Origin of the sequence: Rhodococcus sp. 06-1460-1B, assembly GCF_002258475.1 — a bacterium.
Taxonomy (GTDB): domain Bacteria; phylum Actinomycetota; class Actinomycetes; order Mycobacteriales; family Mycobacteriaceae; genus Rhodococcoides; species Rhodococcoides fascians.
Map to the genome: position 1 here is coordinate 245715 of NZ_NOYS01000018.1, position 21606 is coordinate 267320.

A 21606-nucleotide genomic window follows, 5' to 3' on the forward strand; every position below is an offset into this window, starting at 1 on the left:
TCCCTATATCGGTTCGAGACGTGGTCGGAAAAATTCGGCGGGCTGTGCAGCACGAACAGTTTAGAGGTCCGAGACGTCACACGGTGACGCCACCGGACTCACGCACCGAAGGGCACCCCCGGCAATCCAGGGGTGCCCTTCGATCAGATTGCGTGACAACGCGATTCGATGAGAATCAGGCCGTCTCGGTGATCGGGCGGTCGACCCAGCTCATGAGGTCGCGCAGCTTCTTGCCGGTGACCTCGATGGGGTGCTCGGCGTTGGCCTTGCGCAGGCCTTCGAGCTCGGTGTTGCCGTTCTCGACGTTGGCGACGAGGCGACGGGTGAATTCGCCCGACTGGATGTCGGCCAGGATGGCCTTCATGCGCTCCTTGGTGCCTGCGTCGATGACGCGCGGTCCGGAGAGGTACCCACCGAACTCCGCGGTGTCGGACACCGAGTAGTTCATGCGGGCGATGCCGCCCTCGTACATGAGGTCGACGATGAGCTTGAGCTCGTGCAGCACCTCGAAGTACGCCATCTCGGGTGCGTAGCCGGCCTCGACCATGACCTCGAAGCCCGTCTTGACGAGTTCTTCGGTGCCGCCGCACAGCACGGCCTGCTCACCGAACAGGTCGGTCTCGGTCTCTTCCTTGAACGTGGTCTTGATGACGCCTGCGCGGGTGCCGCCGATGCCCTTGGCCCACGACAGCGCGAGGGCCTGGCCCTCACCCTTCGGGTCCTGGTCGATGGCGATGAGCGCGGGAACACCCTTGCCGTCGACGAACTGACGGCGCACGAGGTGGCCGGGGCCCTTGGGGGCAACCATGCCGACGGTCACGAACTCCGGAGCCTTGATCAGGTCGAAGTGAATGTTGAGGCCGTGGCCGAAGAACAGCGCGTCGCCGTCCTTCAGGTTGGGCTCGATCTCCTCGGAGAAGATCTTGGCCTGAGCGGTATCGGGTGCGAGCACCATGATCACGTCGGCCCACTCGGACACCTCTGCGGGAGTTCCGACCTTCAGGCCCTGCTCCTCCGCCTTGGCGCGGGACTTCGAGCCTGCCGCCAGGCCGATGCGAACATCGACGCCGGAGTCGCGCAGGCTGAGCGAGTGCGCGTGGCCCTGGCTTCCGTAGCCGATCACAGCGACCTTGCGGCCCTGGATGATCGACAGATCAGCATCGTCGTCGTAGAACATCTCGACTGCCACTGGTTGTTACCTTTCCTCTTGGGTTTTACGCATGTTCGTCACCGGGGCCGCTAACGCGACGCAGTGATCGATTTCGGTCCACGTCCGACGGCAACGACTCCCGACTGAACTATTTCTCGAATTCCATAGGGGTCCAACATCTTCAGCAACGCGTCGAGCTTGGAGCGGGTGCCCGTCGCCTCGACCGTCACCGCCTCGGGAGAGACGTCGATGACCTTGGCGCGGAACAGATTCACCGTTTCGATGACCTCGCTCCGAACGCTGGCATCGGCGCGGACCTTGATCAGGACCAACTCGCGCGCCACCGAGGAATCGTCGTCCTGCTCGACGATCTTGATGACGTTGATGAGCTTGTTGAGCTGCTTGGTCACCTGCTCGAGCGGGAACTCGTCGACCGTCACCACGATCGTCATGCGCGAGATATCGGGAATCTCGGTGCCGCCGACGGCGAGTGAGGAGATGTTGAAGCCGCGGCGCGAGAACAACGCGGCCACGCGCGCCAACACACCTGGCTTGTCCTCGACGAGAACGCTGAGGGTATGGCTGGTGCTCACAGGTCCGTGCCTTTCGCGTCGTTGTTCATCGGGTGCGGTGCCTGCTCGCGTTCCATCGCGTCGTCGAGTCCTGGCTCACTGCCCACGGTCTCGTCCTCGTCGAACAGCGGACGGATGCCGCGGGCGGCCATGATCTCGTCGTTACCCGTTCCGGCGGCCACCATCGGCCACACCTGGGCGTCGGCACCGACGATGAAGTCGATGACGACCGGACGATCGTTGATGGCGCGTGCCTGGGCGATCACCGCATCCACGTCCTCTTCCCGCTCGCATCGCAAACCGACGCAGCCCAATGCCTCGGCCAGCTTGACGAAATCGGGGATGCGCACGGCACCGTGGGTGCCGAGATTGGTGTTGGAGTAGCGCTCCTCGTAGAACAGGGTCTGCCACTGCCGAACCATGCCGAGGTTGCCGTTGTTGATGAGCGCGACCTTGATCGGGATTCCCTCGACCGCGCAGGTAGCAAGCTCCTGGTTGGTCATCTGGAAGCAGCCGTCGCCGTCGATGGCCCACACCTCGGCGTCGGGTAGGCCCATCTTGGCTCCCATGGCGGCCGGAACCGCGTACCCCATCGTGCCGAGACCACCGGAGTTGAGCCACGTGCGCGGCTTCTCGTAGTTGATGAACTGCGCGGCCCACATCTGGTGCTGGCCGACGCCTGCGCAGTAGATCGCGTCGGGACCGGCGAACTTGCCGACCGAGGAGATGACGAACTCGGGAGACATGGAACCGTCGGACGGACGGTCGTAGCTCAACGGGTACGTCTTGCGGATGCCGTCGAGGTAGACCCACCACTGCTCGAGGTCGAGAGTCGTTCCGGTGGCGCGATCGGCCCGCAGCGCCTCGATCAGCTCGGTGATGACCTCGCCGCAGTCGCCCACGATCGGCACGTCCGCGTATCGGTTCTTGCCGATCTCGGCCGGGTCGATGTCGGCGTGGATGACCTTGGCATCGGGAGCGAAGGACGAGAGCTGACCGGTGACGCGGTCGTCGAACCGGGCACCGAGCGTGATCAGCAGGTCGCTGCGCTGCAGAGCGGCGACCGCCGCGACGGTGCCGTGCATACCGGGCATGCCCAGGTTCAGCTGGTGGGTGTCGGGAAATGCCCCGCGCGCCATCAGCGTCGTGACGACCGGGATGCCGGTCAGTTCGGCGAGCTCGAGCAGTTCTGCCGAGGCGTTGGCCTTGATGACGCCGCCACCGACGTACAGCACCGGCTGCTTGGCATCGGCGATGTAGCGTGCGGCTTCGCGAACCTGCTTGCCGTGCGGCTTGGTGACCGGGCGGTAGCCGGGCAGACGCATTTCCGGCGGCCACGAGAACGTGGTCTGCGCCTGCAGCACATCCTTCGGGATGTCGACGAGGACGGCACCGGGACGACCCGACGCGGCGATGTAGAACGCCTCGGCCATGATGCGCGGGATGTCCGCACCGTCGGTGATCAGGAAGTTGTGCTTGGTGATGGGCATCGTGATACCCGAGATGTCGGCTTCCTGGAACCCATCGGTACCGATGAGGCTGCGGGCGACCTGACCGGTGATCGCGACGATGGGAACCGAGTCCATCTGCGCGTCGGCCAACGGGGTGACGAGGTTGGTCGCACCCGGGCCGGACGTCGCCATGCAGACGCCGACCTTGCCGGTCGCCTGGGCGTAGCCGGTGGCGGCATGACCCGCACCCTGCTCGTGGCGAACGAGCACGTGGCGCACCTTGACGGAGTCGAAGAGCGGATCGTAGACCGGGAGAACCGCGCCACCGGGAATGCCGAATACGGTGTCGACGTCGAGTTCTTCGAGAGCTCGTACGACCGACTGTGCGCCGCTGACCTTCTCGGGTGCGACGTGGCGTCGCGATCCGTTGGTCGCCGCGTCTGCGGACGGGTTGCTGGTCGACGGGCTCGTGGCTGTCCCCGACTTACGTGTCGTGGGCCCTGGGCGTGCGGTTGGTGCGCTCACTGATTGCTTCCTCAGGAATGTGAAATTGCTGGGCGATCTCTGGGCAAGAAAAAACCCCCGTCAGCGTGAGCTGTACGAGGGTGGCGCGTCGATGCGAGTTTGAACAACCGGCTCAGGCGTTGACGCGCCGGCCGATTACGAGTATCCAATTCCGCTTCACGCACTGAACGGTAGGCGCGCGCACAGGGAAGAGTCAAACTCGTCACGACGCAATCCCATTATGTGAGATCGCGTAGATGCAATGCGAAGATGAATGGGTGTCGTCTTCGCAGCAGTCCGAACCACCTCGGTCATCATCCCACACCGGTTCCGAGCAACCGAACAGTGCCGACGGGCCACCGCCGTCGAGCAGGCAGGTCATCCGCCTCCCGCGTCTGGCCCTGATCGGCGTCGGGTTGCTCCTGTTCAGTACCTCTCTGCCGGCGGCGAGCTGGCCCGCCGCACTGGGCTGGCTGCTGATTCTGCCGATCGTCGCGTGCATCTGGGTGCTGCGTGTGCGCACCGTCATCACTCCCGAGGCGATCACGGCCCGCCGTTTCATCGGCTCCGACGTCATCGAGTGGGAGTCCGTGGTCGGACTGCACTTCCCCGATCGCCGCTGGGCACGCGTGGTGCTCACCGACAAGACGGAGAAGTCACTTCCGCTCGTGCGGTTCGATCGGCTCCCCCAACTCGCGGCCGCCAGCGGCGGTCGCATCACCGACCCCTATGCCGCGGCAGCTGCGGCGGAGGATCAGGCACGCGCAGAGGCCGAGAATGCCGAGCACGACGACGAACAGGCACCGAAGGATCGCTGACGAGCGGCCGAGTAATCTCCTCGTTGCGATCACCGCTGCAACGAACGAGGAACTGCACTATGCCGCCGCTACGCTCACGGGTCACCACTGTCGGACGCAATGCTGCGGGCGCGCGCTCGCTGTGGCGCGCCACCGGAATGACCGATTCGGATTTCGGTAAACCGATCGTCGCCATCGCGAACTCGTACACCCAGTTCGTACCCGGCCACGTTCACCTGAAGAACGTCGGCGAGATCGTCGCCGACGCCGTCCGCGCGGCAGGCGGAGTCCCTCGCGAGTTCCACACCATCGCCGTCGACGACGGAATCGCGATGGGGCACGGCGGCATGCTGTACTCGCTGCCCAGCCGCGAGATCATCGCCGACTCGGTCGAGTACATGGCCAACGCCCACACTGCGGACGCACTCGTGTGCATCTCCAATTGCGACAAGATCACCCCCGGCATGCTCAACGCAGCCATGCGATTGAACATCCCGGCGGTGTTCGTCTCCGGTGGGCCGATGGAGGCCGGTAAAGCGGTGGTTGTCGGTGGGGTCGCGCAGGCACCCACCGACCTGATCACCGCGATCTCTGCCAGCGCGAACGATGCCGTGTCCGAAGAGGGCCTGGACGAGGTCGAGCGCAGCGCGTGCCCGACATGCGGGTCCTGCTCGGGCATGTTCACCGCCAACTCGATGAACTGCCTCACCGAAGCGCTCGGCCTGGCGTTGCCCGGCAACGGCTCCACGCTGGCCACCCACGAGGCCCGCCGCGCCCTGTTCGCCCGGGCCGGCACGACCATCGTCGAGGCGGCGATCAAGTACTACCGGGACGAGGACGAGTCGGTGCTGCCCCGCAACATCGCCACCCCGGCGGCATTCCGCAACGCGATGGCACTGGACGTGGCGATGGGTGGCTCGACCAACACCGTGCTGCACACACTCGCGGCGGCGCAGGAGGGCGAGGTCGATTTCGATCTCGACACCATCGACGCCATCAGCCGCAAGGTGCCGTGCCTGGCCAAGGTGTCCCCCAATTCGGATTACCACATGGAAGACGTGCACCGGGCGGGTGGAATTCCCGCCCTGCTGGGTGAACTGCGGCGTGCGAATCTGCTCGAGACCGACGTCTCGACCGTCCACACGAAGAGCTTCGACGAGTGGCTCGACACGTGGGACATCCGCTCCGGTGCCGCATCCGACGAGGCGATCGAGCTGTTCCATGCCGCTCCCGGCGGTGTCCGAACCGTCGAACCGTTCTCCACGAGCAATCGCTGGTCCTCCCTCGACACCGACGCCGCGGGTGGTTGCATCCGCGATCTAGAACACGCCTACACGGTCGAGGGTGGTCTGGTGGTGCTGCGCGGCAACATCGCCGTCGACGGCGCGATTCTGAAGACTGCGGGCATCGACGAGGACCTCTTCTCGTTCCAGGGACCTGCGCTGGTCGTCGAGTCTCAGGAAGAAGCCGTCTCGGCCATCCTGCAGAAGAAGATCCAACCCGGTGACGTGCTCGTCGTGCGGTACGAGGGACCCAAGGGTGGACCGGGAATGCAGGAGATGCTGCACCCGACGGCGTTCCTCAAGGGTGCCGGTCTGGGCAAGGTCTGTGCCCTGATCACCGACGGACGGTTCTCCGGTGGTACGTCGGGCCTGTCCATCGGACACATTTCCCCGGAGGCTGCGGCCGGCGGCGTGATCGGCCTCGTCGAGAACGGCGACCAGGTCCGCATCGACGTCGCCACGCGCACGCTCGAGATCCTCGTCGACGAGGAAACTCTGGAGACTCGACGCGCGAAGATGCTCGCGTCCGAGCGGCCGTGGCAGCCGGTCGACCGACAGCGCACGGTCACGACGGCGCTGCGCGCGTACGCCGCACTGGCGACATCCGCGGACAAGGGTGCTGTGCGCTACGTGCCCTGAGCAGAAAAGCATGTGAGTGGTTCCTCGTAGCAGGCTACGAGGAACCACTCACAAGGTTGGTTGTCGACCGGATCAGCGGACGACCGGATTCGCTCCGTTGAGGAAGATCCAGATGCACACGCCCGCAGCGATTCCCACCGCGAGTGCGAGGAACGATCCGATGCGCGGGCGGGTCGCCCAACCGCGGCGGCCGTCGAACGCGATCTTTCCTGGTCCGGTGAGAATGATGGCCGCGGCCGCGAAGCCGAGAACGGTTTCGTACTCCACGCCGGTGGCACCGGAGAACTGCAGCCCCGGCTCTGCCACCTGCTTGAAGCACCAGGCGTTGATGATGGTCGCCAACACAGCTGCACCGGCCAGCGGCGTCGCCAGTCCCAGGATCAGCAGTGCGCCGCCGAGGGTTTCGCCGGCCGCGGCCGCGATGGCGAGGATCTCCGGGTATCGGAACCCGGACTCCTCCAGGAGATTCTGAAATCCGTCCAGCCCGGGACCGTTCCACAATCCGACGAGCTTCTGTAAGCCGTGCCCGAGGAACACTGCTCCGATGGCGACGCGTAGGACGAACAGGCCCAGATCGGTGGTGCCGCGTCGGGCCGGAACTTCCACGGTCTCGGTGCGCACCGGGGCTGCCGGGGCAGCGACCGTCGAATCGGAGGACTCACCGAGATACTCCGTCGTGCGATCCGAGTACGCGTTCGAGGTGGCACCGGCCGTCGTAGCCGTCGTCTGGGTCGGCGAGTCGGCGAAGGCCGACGGGCGGTACGTCGGGATCTTCTCTGTCGGTGCCGCATCGGTGCTCCGCTTGTCGGATGCGGAGGAATTCGGGAAGTCCAACTCGTCGTCGGTTCGGGGCAGACGATCCGAACGCTGCGCACCGAACGCTGTGGTCGATGCACCGGACGCGTCGGAACCCGAACGCGTGGGCGAAATCTTCTCGGTGGGGTTGTCGTACGGGCTCTCGGCCGGTTCGTACGAGGGATCCTGCTGGTTGGGGTCACGCGGTGTATCGGTCACCTCCCCACACTAAGGCCGACAACCCCGCGCCACCGACGTTGACGCTCACGGCCGCGTGGCGCGTCGGACTCGACGTTCCGTAACGTTCGAACCATGAAGCCGCTCGGAGCATCGTCACGAACTGCCCGCGCGGCTGTGGTCGCCCTGTCTACGACGGCTGTTCTGCTCGCCGGGTGCGCCCGATTCGACGACTCCAACTCGTCCCCGTTCACTCCCGCGCCGGATGTCGGAGCTGCCGAACTCAAACCCACCACACCCAGCGAAACCTCGCCCCCGGCGGGTCCGAACGCCCCGCAGCCCGTCTCGGGACCGTGCGTGGATCCCGACCCAGCAGTGATCGCCACCTGCCTCGACACCACGGGCGGACTCGTAGCTCTTCCCGACGGCCAGAGCAGCCTCGTGGCAGAACGCAGGACCGGCCGCATCATGGAGGTCACCGCAGGCCGGACGCCACAGCAGGTGGCCACGATCCCCGTCGACGGCACCGGCGACGGGGGCCTGCTGGACATCGCACTCTCGCCCACGTACGCAGAGGACAAACTGCTCTACGCGCTGATCACGACGGCGTCGGATACGCGGGTCGTTCGGCTCGCGCAGGGGGACGTACCCAAGGACATCTTGACCGGGATCCCCCGCGGGGCCGCGGGAGTCCGAGGTTCCCTCGAGTTCTACACGCCGAACGAACTTCTGGTGTTGACCGGCGACAACGGCGATGCCGTGGCCGCCGCGGATCCGAACTCGTTGTCCGGCAAGCTGTTACGCGTGACGTCACTGTCGCCGACTCCTACTCCCCCGCGGCCGGGGATCGCGCTCAGCGGTATCGGCACAGCGGGCGACGTGTGCACCGACGGCAGCGGAAACATCTACGTCACCGACCGCACCGCCACCGAGGATCGCCTGCAGCGCATCGACAAGCTGGGAGCAGTGTTCTCCCCCGTGTGGACCTGGCCCGACCGTCCGGGTGTGGCCGGGTGTGCCGCCGGTCAGAGCGGCGTCGCGGTTGCCCTGACCACAGCGAAAGCTGTTGCAGCACTGGCCACGGACCCGAACACCGGAGCGGTCTCGGCCGAGCCGACCCTGTTGATCCAGGACAAGTACGGGCAGTTGAACGGGGCTACCAGCACGAGCGACGGTCAGATTCTGGTGGGGACGGTGAACAAGAACGGCACTGCCGTCGGCCCCACCGACGACCGGGTCGTCAAGGTGCCGTTCCCTGCCGGCGGTGGTGGCGGCTTCGACTGATCCGACAGCTCCTTCGAACGACCAGGGCGGCCGGGCAGCAATCGCTGCCCGGCCGCCCTGCTCATGCGTCGATCAGGACTGACCGCACGCCGCCAGCACGAGTTCCTTGACTCGGGCGGCATCGGCTTGTCCCCGCGTCGCCTTCATCACCGCGCCGACGATGGCACCGGCGGCCTGGACCTTGCCACTGCGAATCTTGTCCACCACACCGGGGTTCGCGGCAAGTGCTTCGTCGACGGCGGCTTGGAGCTTGGTGTCGTCCTTCTCCAACACCAGGTTCCGCGCCGACATCACCTCTGCGGGCTCGCCCTCACCGGCCAAGACGCCGTCCACGATCTGACGGGCACCGTTGTTGTTGACCTTGCCGTCGGCCACCAAGGCTGCCACCTCGGCCACCTGAGCCGGAGTGATCGCCAGATCCCCCAATTCGACGCCGGCGATGTTGGCCTGCTGCGCCAGGTACGACACCCACCACGACCGCGCAGCCTGCGCCGACGCGCCCGCGTCGACGGTCGCCGCCACGAGTTCGAGAGCACCCGAGTTGACCAAGTCGCGCATCTCCTCGTCGGAGACGCCCCAGTCCTTTTGAATTCGCCCCCGGCGCAACCACGGCAGCTCGGGCAGAGTGGCTCGCAGCTCCTCGATCCACGCCGCATCCGGGGCCACGGGAGCGAGGTCGGGCTCCGGGAAGTAGCGGTAGTCCTCCGCGGTCTCCTTCTTCCGGCCCGCCGTGGTGGTGCCGTCGGACTCCTGGAAATGTCGGGTTTCCTGCGTCACCTCGCCGCCGGATTCGAGCACTGCAGCCTGACGGCGCATCTCGTAGCGCACGGCGACCTCGACGCTCTTGAGCGAGTTGACGTTCTTCGTCTCGGTGCGAGTACCGAACTCGGTGGCCGACTTCCGCATCAACGAGACGTTGGCATCGCAGCGCAACGAACCCTGATCCATCCGCACATCGGAGACGTTCAGCGACTTCAACAGGTCACGCAATGCGGTCACGTACGCCCGCGCCACCTCCGGTGCCCGCGCCCCCGTACCGGTGATGGTCTTGGTCACGATCTCGACCAACGGCACACCGGCACGGTTGTAGTCGAGCAACGAATGCGATGCGCCCTCGATTCGTCCGGTTGCGCCACCGACGTGCGTCGACTTGCCGGTGTCTTCCTCCATGTGGGCACGCTCGATCTCGACGCGGAACGTGCTGCCGTCGTCGAGCACGACGTCGAGGTACCCCTCCGTGGCGATCGGCTCGTCGTACTGCGAGATCTGGTAGTTCTTCGGCTGATCCGGGTAGAAGTAGTTCTTCCGCGCGAACCGTCCCCACGGAGTGATCGAGCAATTGAGCGCCAGCCCGATACGGATCGCCGACTCCACCGCAGCAGCGTTGACCACCGGCAGTGCGCCGGGGAGGCTGAGGCACACCGGGCACACCTGCGTATTGGGCTCCGCACCGAACGCGGTGGGGCAACCACAGAACATCTTGGTGGCCGTACCCAACTCGACGTGGACCTCCATGCCGAGCACGGGGTCGAACGTGGCGAGCACATCGTCGTAATCGATCAGATCGACGGTTGCAGCAGTCATGCTCCGTAGTTTATGCATTGCATTCGCCACCCGAGTAACCACGTGTCCTCGGGCACCGATCGCCTCGGGGTCAGCCGAAGAACGCTGCCGCGTCGTCGTACCGGGTCTGAGGGACCCGCTTGAGTTGCTTGGTGGCCTCGGCCAACGACACCAGGCCGATCTCGGCACCGCGCAGCGACACCATCTTTCCGAAGTCTCCGGAATGCGCGGCATCGGTGGCGTTGACACCGAATCGCGTTGCGAGCACACGGTCGTACGGAGTGGGAGTGCCGCCACGCTGCACGTGACCCAGCACCGTGGTGCGTACCTCTTTGTTGATGCGACGTTCGATCTCGACGCCGAGCTGATGTGCGACTCCGGTGAATCGGACGTGACCGAATTCGTCGATACCGCCGTCGAGCAATTGCATCGACCCTTCGACGGGCTTGGCCCCCTCGGCCACGACGCAGATGAAGTGGGAGTCGCCCCGCTGAAAACGCTTGCGCACCAACGTGCATACCTCTTCGACGTCGAAGGGCTGCTCCGGAATGAGAGTCATGTGCGAGCCCGAGGCCAATCCCGCGTGCAACGCGATCCAGCCTGCGTGTCGGCCCATCACCTCCACCAGCATCACTCGCTGGTGCGATTCGGCGGTGCTGTGCAGTCGGTCGATCGCATCGGTGGCGATGGTGAGCGCCGTGTCGAAGCCGAATGTGACGTCGGTGCAATCGATGTCGTTGTCGATCGTCTTGGGGACACCGACCACCGGTACGCCCTCCTCCGACAGCCACGCAGCTGCCGTCAGAGTTCCTTCACCGCCGATCGGAATCAACACGTCGATGCCGTTGTCCTCGAGGGTCTGCTTGACTCGGTCTAGACCGGCCCGCAGCACGTCGGGGTTGGTTCGAGCCGTCCCGAGCATGGTGCCGCCCTTGGTGAGCAGCCGGTCGTTGCGGTCGTCGTTGCGCAGCTGGACCCGACGGTCTTCGAGAAGCCCACGCCACCCGTCCTGGAATCCGACGACCGTGGAGCCGTATCGCGCGTCGGCGGTGCGAACGACAGCGCGGATCACCGCATTGAGCCCTGGGCAATCGCCGCCTCCGGTCAGAACTCCGATGCGCATCGATTTTGGCCTCTCTGCTCGCAGGCCCGCGGAGCGGACCGAAGTGACGAACATCAGCCTAATCGGGCGTGGGTCCCCGCGCGCGCCGGTACCGGTCGGCCTCACTTGGGCGTGACGACACCGGTTTCGTAGGCCAGCACGACCGCCTGCGCGCGGTCGCGTAGCCCGAGCTTGCTCAGCACCTTGCCCACATGGGTCTTGACCGTCTGTTCGGCCAAGAACAGCGCACCTGCAATTTCCGCATTGGACATACCGGTCGCGATCAGTTCGAGAACCTCGCGCTCGCGCGGCGTCAGATCGGCCAGGCGCGAAGGAGTGTTCCTCCGCGCACCGCGACGAGTCGTGACGTCGGAGATGAGCCGTCGGGTCACCGACGGTGCCAGGAGCGCATCGCCGGCCGCGACGACTCGTACGCCTCTGATCAGTTCCTCGGCCGGCGCGTCCTTGAGGAGGAATCCGCTGGCCCCGAGAGCCAGGGCCTCGTAGACGTAATCGTCGATGTCGAAGGTCGTCAGCATCAGGACGCGGACCGGCGACGCGTGCGACGCGGACAGAATCGCGCGGGCCGCGTCGAGCCCGTTCATCTCGGGCATGCGCACGTCCATCAGCACTACGTCCGGCAACAGCCGCGCTACCTCGCTGACCGCGGTACGACCGTTGTCGGCGTCGCCGACGACCGAGATGTCGTCCTGAGCGCCGAGCAGTGCACCGAACCCCTGCCGCACCATCGCTTGATCGTCGGCGATGAACACCGTTGTAACCACGCGTGACAGCCTAAACCGCGTCGCCGGCGTCACCCGTTGCCGGCGGAGTCGACATTCCGGTCGGCACACGAACCGCAACCTCGAACCCACCGCCGGGCAGAGGGGCTGCATGCAGCCGGCCGTGTGCGGCCTGCGCTCGCTCGCGCATTCCCGCGATTCCGTGCCCGCCGCAATCGCTTCCGGGAGTGCGGGAGATGCTCGGGTTCGGAGCCGGTGCGTTGATCACCGTCATGTCCACGACGGCAGGGCCGATCGCGATACACACCTCCACCTCGGCTTCGGGCGCATGGCGCGCAGCATTGGACAGCGATTCCTGCAGAATACGGAACAAGGCCAGTCCTGTTGTCTCCGAAACCGATTCGACGGTACCGGTGATGGTCCACCGCACATTCATGCCCGCTCTGCGACTCGCCTGCAATGTGCGTTCGAGATCCAGTGCACTCGGCGCGGGCGCGTCCTGCATCTGCGCTCCATCACTGCGCAGTACCCCGAGCATCCCCCGAATTTCGTTGAGCGCCTCGCGTGCACTCGCGCCGATCGACTCGAATTCCCGAGCCGCGGCCGGTGACACGTCGTCCAGTCGGTACGGCGCGCTCTGGGCCTGAACGACGACCATCGACATGTGGTGTGCCACGACGTCGTGCAGATCGCGAGCGATCTTCGCCCTCTCCTCGAGAATCGTGCGGCGAGTGCGTTCGAGTTCGCTGACCTCCTCCTGCTGCGCGAGCTGCCTGCGCGAGAGAACGAGCCACCGGATCAGCAGCCCGAACACGACCACGGCAGTCAGGCCCACCGACCACCCGATTCCGTCGGAGCCCGGCATGTACGCGAAGAACACCAACATGCTGGCCAACCACGCCACCAACAGCACCTGCGCCGGAGAACGCAGCGCGACCGCGAACAGCAACGCCAACAGGACGAGGATGTGCACCACTTGCCACGGGTAGTCGTAATCCGGAACGCGGTCGAACGCCGCCGGAATCACCAACGCGGACAGCGCCGATACCGCCCACCCCATCGCGGGATTGAGTCTGATCAGAGCGAACGGAAACGCTGCCAACGCTGCGACGAACGGTAGCAACGGAACCGAAACCTGATGCGTGACCGTCAGTGTCGGCCACGCGATCGAGTACAGAATTGCCGTCACCGCGATGATCAGCACGTCGACCGAACGGACGCCGCCGATCTGCTCGGGCACCCGGCACCGAGCACGTACCCCGAGTTCGAGACTCGTCGACCTTTTCTTTCGCACGTCTCGAGCCTAGGCAGCATCGACCGCCGGCGTCCTCGTACCGGGGTATCGGTTCGGCATGGCTCGGAGGTATCAGGACCGCGTCGAACCGGTCCCGGGGGCACTCACCACAGCCGAACCTCGGAGCGATGCTCGCCTCGGCCGGCCGAACTTAGCGTCGATCGCCATGAGCCGGAACATATCTCGCACCCTGATGTGCGTGGCAGCTGCCATCGTCGTCGTGACCGCCACGACGGGAGCAGCAACGTCGTCACCCACCGAGGACGGTCGCTCCCCGGTGGCACTGACCGTTCGTGCACTGGTCACCGAACCCGCCGAGGACGCTGCGTCGACAATCCCGAGCGACTTCGCGGACGTCATGGGCTACCGGCCCGCGGTGCAGGACGGGATGGCGAGCAATCCCGGCGGGGATTGCTCGTCCCCGATCCCACTGCCACCCGAGTTCGAGGCTGCGTGCCGAGCCCACGACCTGGGATACGACCTGCTCCGGTACGCGAGCGCGACGGGGACGACCGTCGACCCACAATGGCGCAGGGCGATCGACGCCCAACTCGACAGTCGCATGCACGACGCCTGTGACCATCGCACCGAGGAGGGGGCCCGGCAGATCTGCGACGCAGCTGCGGTCGTGGCGGCCACGGCAGTCGACCTCAATTCCTGGCGACAATCGTTCGGTGCACCGGTCGCCGAACCCGCCATGCCCCTGACACTGTTCGGAGCCGTGCTGGCGCTGACGCTGCTGATCGCACTCGTTGTCGCGCGGTACCGGCGTGTGTCGATGACCCCGACCCTCACCTACCGACGCTGATGTCCACCACGGCCATCCCGGACCGTGGGGTCGAGACCCCGGTCGCATCGGATATCCTCTCGCCCAACCGTATTCGCTTGCCGAGACTCGGCACGTCGGTGTCCGTTGCAGCGGCTGTGGCGATCTCCTCGGCTCCGTCACTTCTGCCCCGCTCCACCGCCACCGCAGCCCTGTTCACCGGAATCATGGTGGCACTCGCTCTGACGGTCGCATGGGCGGGCCGACGGGTGTTCGGGCGACGACGGCCCGCGTCGCTACGACTACGAGCGTGGACCGTCGTCACTGCTGCACTGATCTCGAGCGTTGCGTTGGCCTCGAACATGCACTGGCAGAATCGCTTACGAGCCGCGATGGACGTCGAGCCGGTGAGCTGGAGCTACGCCGTCGACGTTGCCGGGGGTGCCCTGTGCGTTGCGCTCGTACTGTGCGGAGCCGGTAACGCGCTCCGGCGAATCTGCTCCACTCTGGGCCGGAACCGTTGCGTGGCAATGCTCGTCACGGTCGCTGCGCTGTTATACACCCTGGCCGTTCCGTTCGTGCGGTCCACTCTGTCGGCCTCGTACTCGGCCTCGAACTCTGCAATGGACGACGCAGTGGCCGCCCCGACATCGGAGACGAGATCCGGCGGTCCCGGATCCTCGGCACCGTGGCGCACGCTGGGACGCGAGGGCCGCGCGTTCGCGTCGGGAGGGCAGGATCTCGACACCGTACGGACGTACGTGGGACTCGAGTCGGCCGCGACACCGGACGAGCGTGTGGCACTGGCCGTCTCCGAGATGGAACGGGCTGGAGCCTTCGAACGCAGCGTCGTCGTGGTCGCGATTCCCACCGGGTCCGGCTGGGTGGACGAGAATGCGATCACCGGGGCCGAAAGAACGTTCGGCGGTGACGTCGCGACGGTGGCGGTGCAGTACTCCGACAAGCCGAGTTGGGCGACCTTCCTGTTCGCCGAGGACGACGCCCGCCGGTCCGCGAACGCCGTGGTTCGAGCGGTCGCCACACGAGCGGCGGCGGAGCCGACCACACCGAAAGTTGTCGTGTACGGCCAGAGCCTGGGCTCGGTTGCAGGAAGTGATGCGTACCTTGCCGTGCAACAGAACATTTCGTCACTCTGCGGGGCTGTCTGGGCCGGCCCGCCCGCGGGATCGGTCGACACCGACGGTGCCGCCGTCCTGGCCAACTCCTCGGACCCCGTCGCGCGATGGTCTCTCGATCTGTTGTGGTCACCGCCGGATACGACAACGTTCACGCTCGACGCCCCACGGCCGCCGTGGTTGCCTGTCGTCGGCTTCCTGCAGACGTCCGTCGACCTGCTCGCCGCATTGGATGTCACGTCGGGCCACGGCCATCGATACGGGACCGACCAAGGTGAGGCCATGGCTCGCTGCCGCTGAAGAGCGGGGCCGCCGGAAAAGGGAGTGCTGGACCGTCAGCCGAGCAGACCGAGCCGATTGCCGAGCCAGTCCATCTCCTGATCGAGCGCCGGAGCCCAGACCTGCATCGAATGTCCTCCCGGCAGCTCGCTGTAGTGCACATCCATGCCCGCGGCGGCGGCTGCCCGGTAGGCCCGCTCGGTCTGCGGCCTGAACTCCTCGTCGTCGGCTCCGACGACGAAGGCACCGGCAGAGTCGGGAAAGCTGTTGCGGGAGAGCACGTTCAGCGGCGTAGAACGATCGAACCGATCCTCGTCGGCCGGTGTGTCCGCCCCGTAGGCAGCAAGGACCGACTCCGCTCTGGTTCCACGACGTTGTTCGTCCTCACCGGAGATGTCGAGAAATGTGGGGTACGCCGACGGTTCCGTCGTCGCGAGCTGGAGGGCGCAGGTTCCGCCGTAGGAGTACCCGCCGACCGCCCAGGATCGCGGGTCCGAGGACACGTGGAGGTTCGACCGAACCCACTGTGGGACATCGACTGTCAGATACGTCGCAGCATTACCGAGGTCCGAATCCATGCACATCGGGTTGGCTTCGGTGTCCCCCAGCCCGTCTGCGACGACGACAACCGGGGCGACGCCGCCGTGACGTGCCGCGAACGCGTCCATCGTCTGCGGTAGTCGACCACCTTCGATCCAGTCGACCACGTGGCCGGGCTGTCCGGTGAGCAACACCAGTACCGGGAGGTCGTCCGCGCCGTCGTCGTACGCGGCCGGGAGATAGACCGTCGCCGGACGAGCACGAAACTGCGACACCGTGCCGGGCACCTCCACGTCGAACAACCGGCCGTGTCCTTCGACGTGCACGACCGGTGTACGCCCGAGTGCCGACGCGGCCGTGGGGTACCGCGTCACCGTCAGGTTGGTCAGTACGGCGGTCGCGACCAGGAGCGCCGCTGCCAGGCCCAGTGCGCTCAGCCCACCGACGGGCGAGCCGAGCGGACGGCCACGGCGGATGCGAACCACGATCGCACCGGCGGCCACGATCGCCAGCACCGTGGCCGCCGCCAATCCGATGACCGGGACCGCTCCACCGAGCAAGGGCAGATGCGCCAACCGGGCGGCCCACCGATGCAACACCTCGAACTACCGCAGATCGCCGCGGGCGGCCTCGTACGCAGCGCCGACTCGGTAGAGCCGCTCGTCCGCGAACGCGGGAGCCATGATCTGCAGACCCACCGGCAGACCGTCCTCGGACGCCAGACCGGACGGCACCGACATCGCACAGTGGCCGGCCAGGTTGGTGGGCAGGGTGCACAGATCGTTGAGATACATCGCCATCGGGTCGTCTACCTTGTCGCCCAGCGGGAATGCCGTCGTCGGGGTCGTCGGCGATACGAGCACATCCACCTTCTCGTATGCCGCGTCGAAGTCCTGCGCGATCAAGGTGCGAACCTTCAGGGCCGACCCGTAGTACGCGTCGTAGTAACCGGCCGACAGCGCGTAGGTGCCGATCATGATGCGGCGCTTGACCTCCGGCCCGAACCCCTGAGCGCGGGTGGTGGCCATGACCGACTCTGCGCTGTGGTGGCCGTCGTCGCCCGCACGCAGGCCGTACCGCATTCCGTCGAACCGAGCCAGGTTGGACGACACCTCGGACGGGAGAATCAGGTAGTACGCAGCCAATGCGTGGACGAAGTTGGGGCACGACACCTCGACCACCTCGGCGCCGAGCGAGGTCAATGCGGCCACTGCGGCGTCGAAGGACGAGATGACACCGGACTGATAGTTGTCCGAGTGCAATTCCTTGACCACACCCACCTTCACTCCGGTCAGGTCGCCGCGAGCGCCCTCTCGGGCCGCCTCGACGACGGGACGAACCGGGGTGTCGACCGACGTGGAATCCCGCGGGTCGTAACCCGCGATGACCTCGTGCAGCAACGCGGTGTCGAGCACCGTACGACCACAGGGTCCACCCTGATCCAGCGAGGAGGCGCAGGCGATGAGTCCGTACCGCGAGACGCTGCCGTACGTCGGCTTGGTTCCCACGGTGCCGGTCAGTGCCGCGGGCTGCCGGATGGATCCACCGGTGTCGGTGCCGATGGCCAACGGTGCCTGGAACGAGGCGAGCGCAGCCGCGCTTCCGCCTCCCGAGCCGCCCGGGATCCGGGTGGTGTCCCAGGGGTTCTTGGTCGGTCCGTACGCGGAGTTCTCGGTGGAGGAGCCCATCGCGAACTCGTCCATGTTGGTCTTGCCGAGAACCGGAATGCCCGCGGCTCGCAGCTTCGAGGTCAGCGTCGCGTCGTACGGCGACACCCACCCGTCGAGAATCTTCGAGCCGGCGGTGGTCGGCATGTCGGTGGTGGTGAACACGTCCTTGAGCGCCAACGGCACCCCGGCGAGCGGTGAGGCCGGTGCCGAGCCCGCGGCCAGCCCGGCGTCGACGTCGTTCGCGGCGGCCAGCGCCTGCGCGCTCGCCACATGCAGAAAGGCGTGAAGGTCGCCGTCGACCTCGGCAATTCGATCCAGATGTGCCCGGGTCACCTCCACCGCACTGACGTCACGCGAGTGGATACGGTCGGCGAGCTCGGACGCGTCGAGCTTGGTCAGGTCGGTCATTCGCTCTCTCCCAGAATCTGCGGCACCGCGAAACGGCCCTCCTCGGCATTCGGTGCACCGGACAGCGACTGCTCCGGCGTCAGACCGGGAACGATCACGTCGGGACGCGTCACATTGACGATGTCGCTGGGGTTGGCTGTCGGCGCAACGTCGTCCGTCGCCACCTCGGCGACGGTCTTGACGTGATGGAGGATCGAATCCAACTGGCCGGCGAACTCGTCGAGTTCGGCGTCGCTGAGAGCCAAGCGCGACAGCCGGGCGAGGTGAGCGACCTCGTCGCGGGAGATATCGGGCACCGCGTAGACCCCTTTCACACAGTAGGAGTGGGGCCTGCAGGAACCGGCCCCGTATTTGCGCAGAGCGAACCGCACAGGTCCGCGAACGCGGTCCAGCCTAGTGCGCACCGTTTCGCCGACCTCACTCCCGGTCAGCGGTCTCGATCGGCCGCCGATCTCGGCCGCACGAGTGTCAGAATTGTCACGTCCCGCGTTGCGTGTCGAGCCGGCCAGGTCGAAGATGCAAAGATTGCTCGCGCCGGGGGTGCACAGTGTTCCCTGAACTACGCCAGACGTCGAAAGGGAGCGTGCCATGTCCTACCTGCTCCGCGTGCAGCTGCCCGACCGGCCGGGCAGCCTCGGATCGCTGGCCGTGGCCCTCGGCTCGGTCGGAGCGGACATCCTCTCGCTCGACGTCATCGAACGCGGCGACGGCTACGCGGTCGACGACCTGGTGGTCGACGTTGCGCCCGGTTCGCTTCCCGACACACTGATCACTGCAGCCGAGAACCTCACCGACGTCCGCGTCGACTCGATCCGCCCGTACACCGGCGTTCTCGACACCCATCGCGAACTGGAACTGATCGACCGGGTCGCAGCGGCATCCGACGACCGTCTGCAAGTTCTGGTCGACGGCGCTCCCCGCGTTCTGCGCGTGGGCTGGAGCACCGTGGTGGCCACCAACGCGCACGGTCCGTTCCGCCTGGTCGGTAGCCCGGGCGCACCCGAAACACACGCCGCCGAATTGCCCTGGTTCCCGTTGACCTCTCCCGCTGCACTCGACTCCGACGCAGACTGGGTACCTCAGGTGTGGCGGGACATGGACACCAAGATCGCTGCCGCTCCCCTCGGCACCACCGGCACCGTGCTGATGCTCGGCCGGCCGGGAGGGCCCGAGTTCAGGCCGTCGGAGGTAGCCCGGCTCGGTTACCTCGCCGGGATCGTCGCAACCGTCCTTACCTGATCACCGGAACTCGCCCGGTCTCTCCTACTGCTACGCGTCGGTGTCCGTCGGCGGCTCCGACACTGCGTCCGGGCCTTCGGTCAACAGACGCGTGAACCCTGCCTCGTCCAGGACCGGTACGCCGAGCTCGACGGCCTTGTCGTGCTTCGAACCGGGCGATTCACCGACGACGACGAACGCCGTCTTCTTCGACACCGAACCGGCGGCCTTTCCGCCCCGCAGCAAGATCGCCTCTTTGGCCTCGTCACGCGAGTAGGACTCGAGTGAACCGGTGACGACGATCGACAGGCCTTCCAGATTGCGCTCGATGGAGGCGTCTCGCTCGTCCTCCATCGAGACACCGGCATTCCGCCACTTCTCCACGATGGCTCGGTGCCAGTCGACCTCGAACCATTCGGACACAGCAGCCGCGATGGTGCCGCCCACCCCGTCCACCGCCGACAACTCCTCGACGGACGCTGCTTCGATGCGCTCGAGGCTGCCGAATTCTCCGGCGAGGGCTCGTGCGGCGGAGGGGCCGACGTGGCGAATGGACAGGCTCACCAGCACTCGCCACAGAGGCTGATTCTTGGCGGAGGACAGATTGTCGAGCAGTTTGCGACCGGTGGCCGACAATGCGCCCGATTTCGTGCGGAAGATCGCCGTCTTCATCAGGTCTTCTTCGGTGAGCGAGAACAAATCGCCCTCGTCCTCGATCGCACCGGTGGCCAGAAGATCCGTCGCCGCTTCGTATCCGAGACCCTCGATGTCGAAACGCTGCCGTTCGGCCACGAAGAACGCACGCTCACGGCGTTGCGCCGGGCAGAACTGCGAATTGGGGCAGCGCAGGTCCGCGTCGCCGTCCTTCGCCGGTGCCAACGGCGTCGAGCATTCCGGGCATTCGGTGGGCATGACGAATTCGGTCTCGTCGCCGGTCCTGGCGTCGACGACCGGGCCGAGCACTTCCGGAATGACCTCTCCCGCTTTGCGAATCGTGACGGTGTCACCGATCAGAACGCCCTTGCGCTTGACCTCCGACGCGTTGTGCAGGGTCGCGAGAGACACCGTGGACCCCGCGACGAGCACCGGCGTCATGTACGCGAACGGAGTCACTCGACCGGTTCGGCCGACGCTGACGCGAATGTCCAGCAGGGTGGTGGTGACTTCCTCGGGTGGGTACTTGTACGCGATGGCCCACCGCGGTGCTCGCGACGTCGTTCCGAGCCGACGGTGCAACGACATCTCGTCGATCTTGACCACCAGGCCGTCGATCTCGTGCTCGACATCGTGGCGGTGCTTGTCCCAGTATTCGACCTTCTCTACGACGGCGTCGATGCCCTGCACGCGCGTCGTGTGGGTGGAGATCGGCAGACCCCACGCCTGCAGAGCCTCGTAGGCGTGCCATTGCGAATCGGGGGTGAACCCGACCATCCGTCCGAAGCCGTGACAGATCATGCCGAGACGCCGTTTCGAGGTCACGGCCGGGTTCTTCTGACGAAGCGAGCCCGCCGCCGAGTTCCGCGGATTGGCGAACGGGGGTTTGCCCTCCTCGACGAGCGCCGCGTTGAGTGCCTGGAAGTCCTCGAGCCGGAAGAACACCTCACCGCGCACCTCGAGCAGCTCCGGAATCGGATATTCGGCGCTGCCGGTCAAGGTATCGGGGATGTCGTCGATCGTCCGAGCATTGAGCGTGACGTCCTCGCCGGTCCGCCCGTCACCTCGGGTCGCACCGCGCACCAGAGTTCCGTTCTCGTACACCAGGTTCAACGCCACACCGTCGATCTTGACTTCGCACAGGTAGTGCAGATCCGGACCGGCCTCGGTCTCGACCCGCTTGGCCCACGCACGGAGCTCGTCGTGATCGAACACGTTGTCCAAGCTCAGCATTCGTTCCAGATGGTCGACGGCGGTGAACTCCGTCGCGAAACCACCGCCCACGAGTTGGGTCGGTGAGTCGGCCGTACGCAGGTCCGGGTGGGCTTGTTCGAGATCGTTCAGTTCGCGCAGCAGGCCATCGAATTCACCGTCCGAGACGACGGGCGAATCACGTACGTAGTAGCGAAATTGATGTCCACGTACTTCCTCGGCCAGTGTCTGCCACCGCTCGCGGTCGGCAGGGGTGGCAGGATCGAGTTCGACTCCGGCAGCCTCGGCGGCATCGTCGGTTCCTGCAGGCAGTTCGGTCGGCTCAGGCACGTGACGAAGATTATCCGACGGCACCGACATCGAAACGAT

General features: G+C 66.1%; 18 protein-coding genes. 6 read left to right on the plus strand and 12 right to left on the minus strand.

From position 1 onward, the window contains the following. Nucleotides 1–175: 175 nt before the first annotated feature. The 3 genes from ilvC to CH268_RS07220 all read right to left on the minus strand — a co-directional run bounded on the left by ilvC (nt 176) and on the right by CH268_RS07220 (nt 3698). Entirely contained in the window at nt 176–1177 is a 1002-nt protein-coding gene (gene ilvC, locus CH268_RS07210) for a ketol-acid reductoisomerase (RefSeq protein ID WP_170944858.1), read from the minus strand. 62 nt (nt 1178–1239) lie between these two features. Continuing rightward, nucleotides 1240–1743, minus strand: coding sequence for an acetolactate synthase small subunit (gene ilvN, locus CH268_RS07215; protein ID WP_008717436.1), 504 nt, complete (start codon nt 1741–1743; stop codon nt 1240–1242). After that, nucleotides 1740–3698, minus strand: coding sequence for an acetolactate synthase large subunit (locus CH268_RS07220; protein ID WP_032366369.1), 1959 nt, complete (start codon nt 3696–3698; stop codon nt 1740–1742). The genes ilvN and CH268_RS07220 overlap by 4 nt, the downstream gene beginning before the upstream one ends. 257 nt (nt 3699–3955) lie before the next feature. Here CH268_RS07220 and CH268_RS07225 point away from each other — a divergent pair, with 257 nt between their 5' ends. Together CH268_RS07225 and ilvD are read left to right on the plus strand one after the other, a co-directional pair. Beyond that, complete coding sequence (locus CH268_RS07225; RefSeq protein ID WP_196249493.1) at nt 3956–4495, plus strand: PH domain-containing protein; 540 nt, start codon at nt 3956–3958, stop codon at nt 4493–4495. Between the two features lie 59 nt (nt 4496–4554). Then, nucleotides 4555–6396: a dihydroxy-acid dehydratase gene (gene ilvD, locus CH268_RS07230; protein ID WP_094663069.1), complete on the plus strand. Its 1842-nt coding sequence runs from the start codon at nt 4555–4557 to the stop codon at nt 6394–6396. A 72-nt stretch (nt 6397–6468) separates the two neighbouring features. Here ilvD and CH268_RS07235 read toward each other — a convergent pair whose 3' ends face one another. Beyond that, nucleotides 6469–7410: a DoxX family protein gene (locus tag CH268_RS07235; protein WP_094663071.1), complete on the minus strand. Its 942-nt coding sequence runs from the start codon at nt 7408–7410 to the stop codon at nt 6469–6471. Between the two features lie 93 nt (nt 7411–7503). On the opposite strand from CH268_RS07235, the gene CH268_RS07240 reads away from it, so the two are divergent. After that, nucleotides 7504–8652, plus strand: a complete 1149-nt coding sequence (locus CH268_RS07240; protein ID WP_032370765.1) for a PQQ-dependent sugar dehydrogenase — start codon at nt 7504–7506, stop codon at nt 8650–8652. Between the two features lie 72 nt (nt 8653–8724). Here CH268_RS07240 and gatB read toward each other — a convergent pair whose 3' ends face one another. The 4 genes from gatB to CH268_RS07260 all read right to left on the minus strand — a co-directional run bounded on the left by gatB (nt 8725) and on the right by CH268_RS07260 (nt 13300). Continuing rightward, the gene (gatB, locus tag CH268_RS07245) at nt 8725–10236 is read right to left on the minus strand and encodes an Asp-tRNA(Asn)/Glu-tRNA(Gln) amidotransferase subunit GatB (protein WP_027496639.1); all 1512 of its coding nucleotides are present in this window, start codon (nt 10234–10236) and stop codon (nt 8725–8727) included. Nucleotides 10237–10306: 70 nt separating this feature from the next. After that, a complete protein-coding gene (locus tag CH268_RS07250; RefSeq protein WP_032366581.1) occupies nt 10307–11338 on the minus strand; it encodes an ATP-dependent 6-phosphofructokinase in 1032 nt (343 codons plus the stop codon). Between the two features lie 101 nt (nt 11339–11439). Beyond that, the gene (locus CH268_RS07255) at nt 11440–12102 is read right to left on the minus strand and encodes a response regulator (RefSeq protein WP_032366365.1); all 663 of its coding nucleotides are present in this window, start codon (nt 12100–12102) and stop codon (nt 11440–11442) included. A 10-nt stretch (nt 12103–12112) separates the two neighbouring features. Continuing rightward, nucleotides 12113–13300 carry a sensor histidine kinase gene (locus CH268_RS07260; protein ID WP_037219267.1) on the minus strand — a complete coding sequence of 396 codons (1188 nt, stop codon included), beginning with the start codon at nt 13298–13300 and terminating at the stop codon, nt 12113–12115. Nucleotides 13301–13520: 220 nt separating this feature from the next. Here CH268_RS07260 and CH268_RS07265 point away from each other — a divergent pair, with 220 nt between their 5' ends. Together CH268_RS07265 and CH268_RS07270 are read left to right on the plus strand one after the other, a co-directional pair. Continuing rightward, complete coding sequence (locus CH268_RS07265) at nt 13521–14162, plus strand: hypothetical protein (RefSeq protein ID WP_176457864.1); 642 nt, start codon at nt 13521–13523, stop codon at nt 14160–14162. After that, entirely contained in the window at nt 14162–15556 is a 1395-nt protein-coding gene (locus CH268_RS07270) for an alpha/beta-hydrolase family protein (RefSeq protein ID WP_094663073.1), read from the plus strand. The genes CH268_RS07265 and CH268_RS07270 overlap by 1 nt, the downstream gene beginning before the upstream one ends. Nucleotides 15557–15591: 35 nt before the next feature. Here the strand turns inward: CH268_RS07270 and CH268_RS07275 are convergent, their stop codons facing one another. From CH268_RS07275 to gatC, 3 genes are read right to left on the minus strand one after another with little or no spacing between them, the layout of a single operon-like run. After that, entirely contained in the window at nt 15592–16674 is a 1083-nt protein-coding gene (locus CH268_RS07275) for an alpha/beta hydrolase (protein ID WP_094663075.1), read from the minus strand. A 6-nt stretch (nt 16675–16680) separates the two neighbouring features. Then, nucleotides 16681–18153: an Asp-tRNA(Asn)/Glu-tRNA(Gln) amidotransferase subunit GatA gene (gene gatA / locus CH268_RS07280; protein ID WP_032366363.1), complete on the minus strand. Its 1473-nt coding sequence runs from the start codon at nt 18151–18153 to the stop codon at nt 16681–16683. Further along, nucleotides 18150–18449 (minus strand): Asp-tRNA(Asn)/Glu-tRNA(Gln) amidotransferase subunit GatC, encoded by a 300-nt coding sequence (gene gatC, locus CH268_RS07285; protein ID WP_027496634.1) that lies wholly within the window; start codon nt 18447–18449, stop codon nt 18150–18152. Before gatC ends, gatA begins: the two co-directional genes overlap by 4 nt. Nucleotides 18450–18741: 292 nt before the next feature. Between gatC and CH268_RS07290 the strand changes: the two genes are divergently transcribed. Further along, nucleotides 18742–19392: an amino acid-binding protein gene (locus CH268_RS07290; RefSeq protein WP_027496633.1), complete on the plus strand. Its 651-nt coding sequence runs from the start codon at nt 18742–18744 to the stop codon at nt 19390–19392. 30 nt (nt 19393–19422) lie between these two features. Here CH268_RS07290 and ligA read toward each other — a convergent pair whose 3' ends face one another. Continuing rightward, complete coding sequence (gene ligA, locus CH268_RS07295; RefSeq protein ID WP_441346971.1) at nt 19423–21567, minus strand: NAD-dependent DNA ligase LigA; 2145 nt, start codon at nt 21565–21567, stop codon at nt 19423–19425. Nucleotides 21568–21606 lie beyond the last annotated feature (39 nt).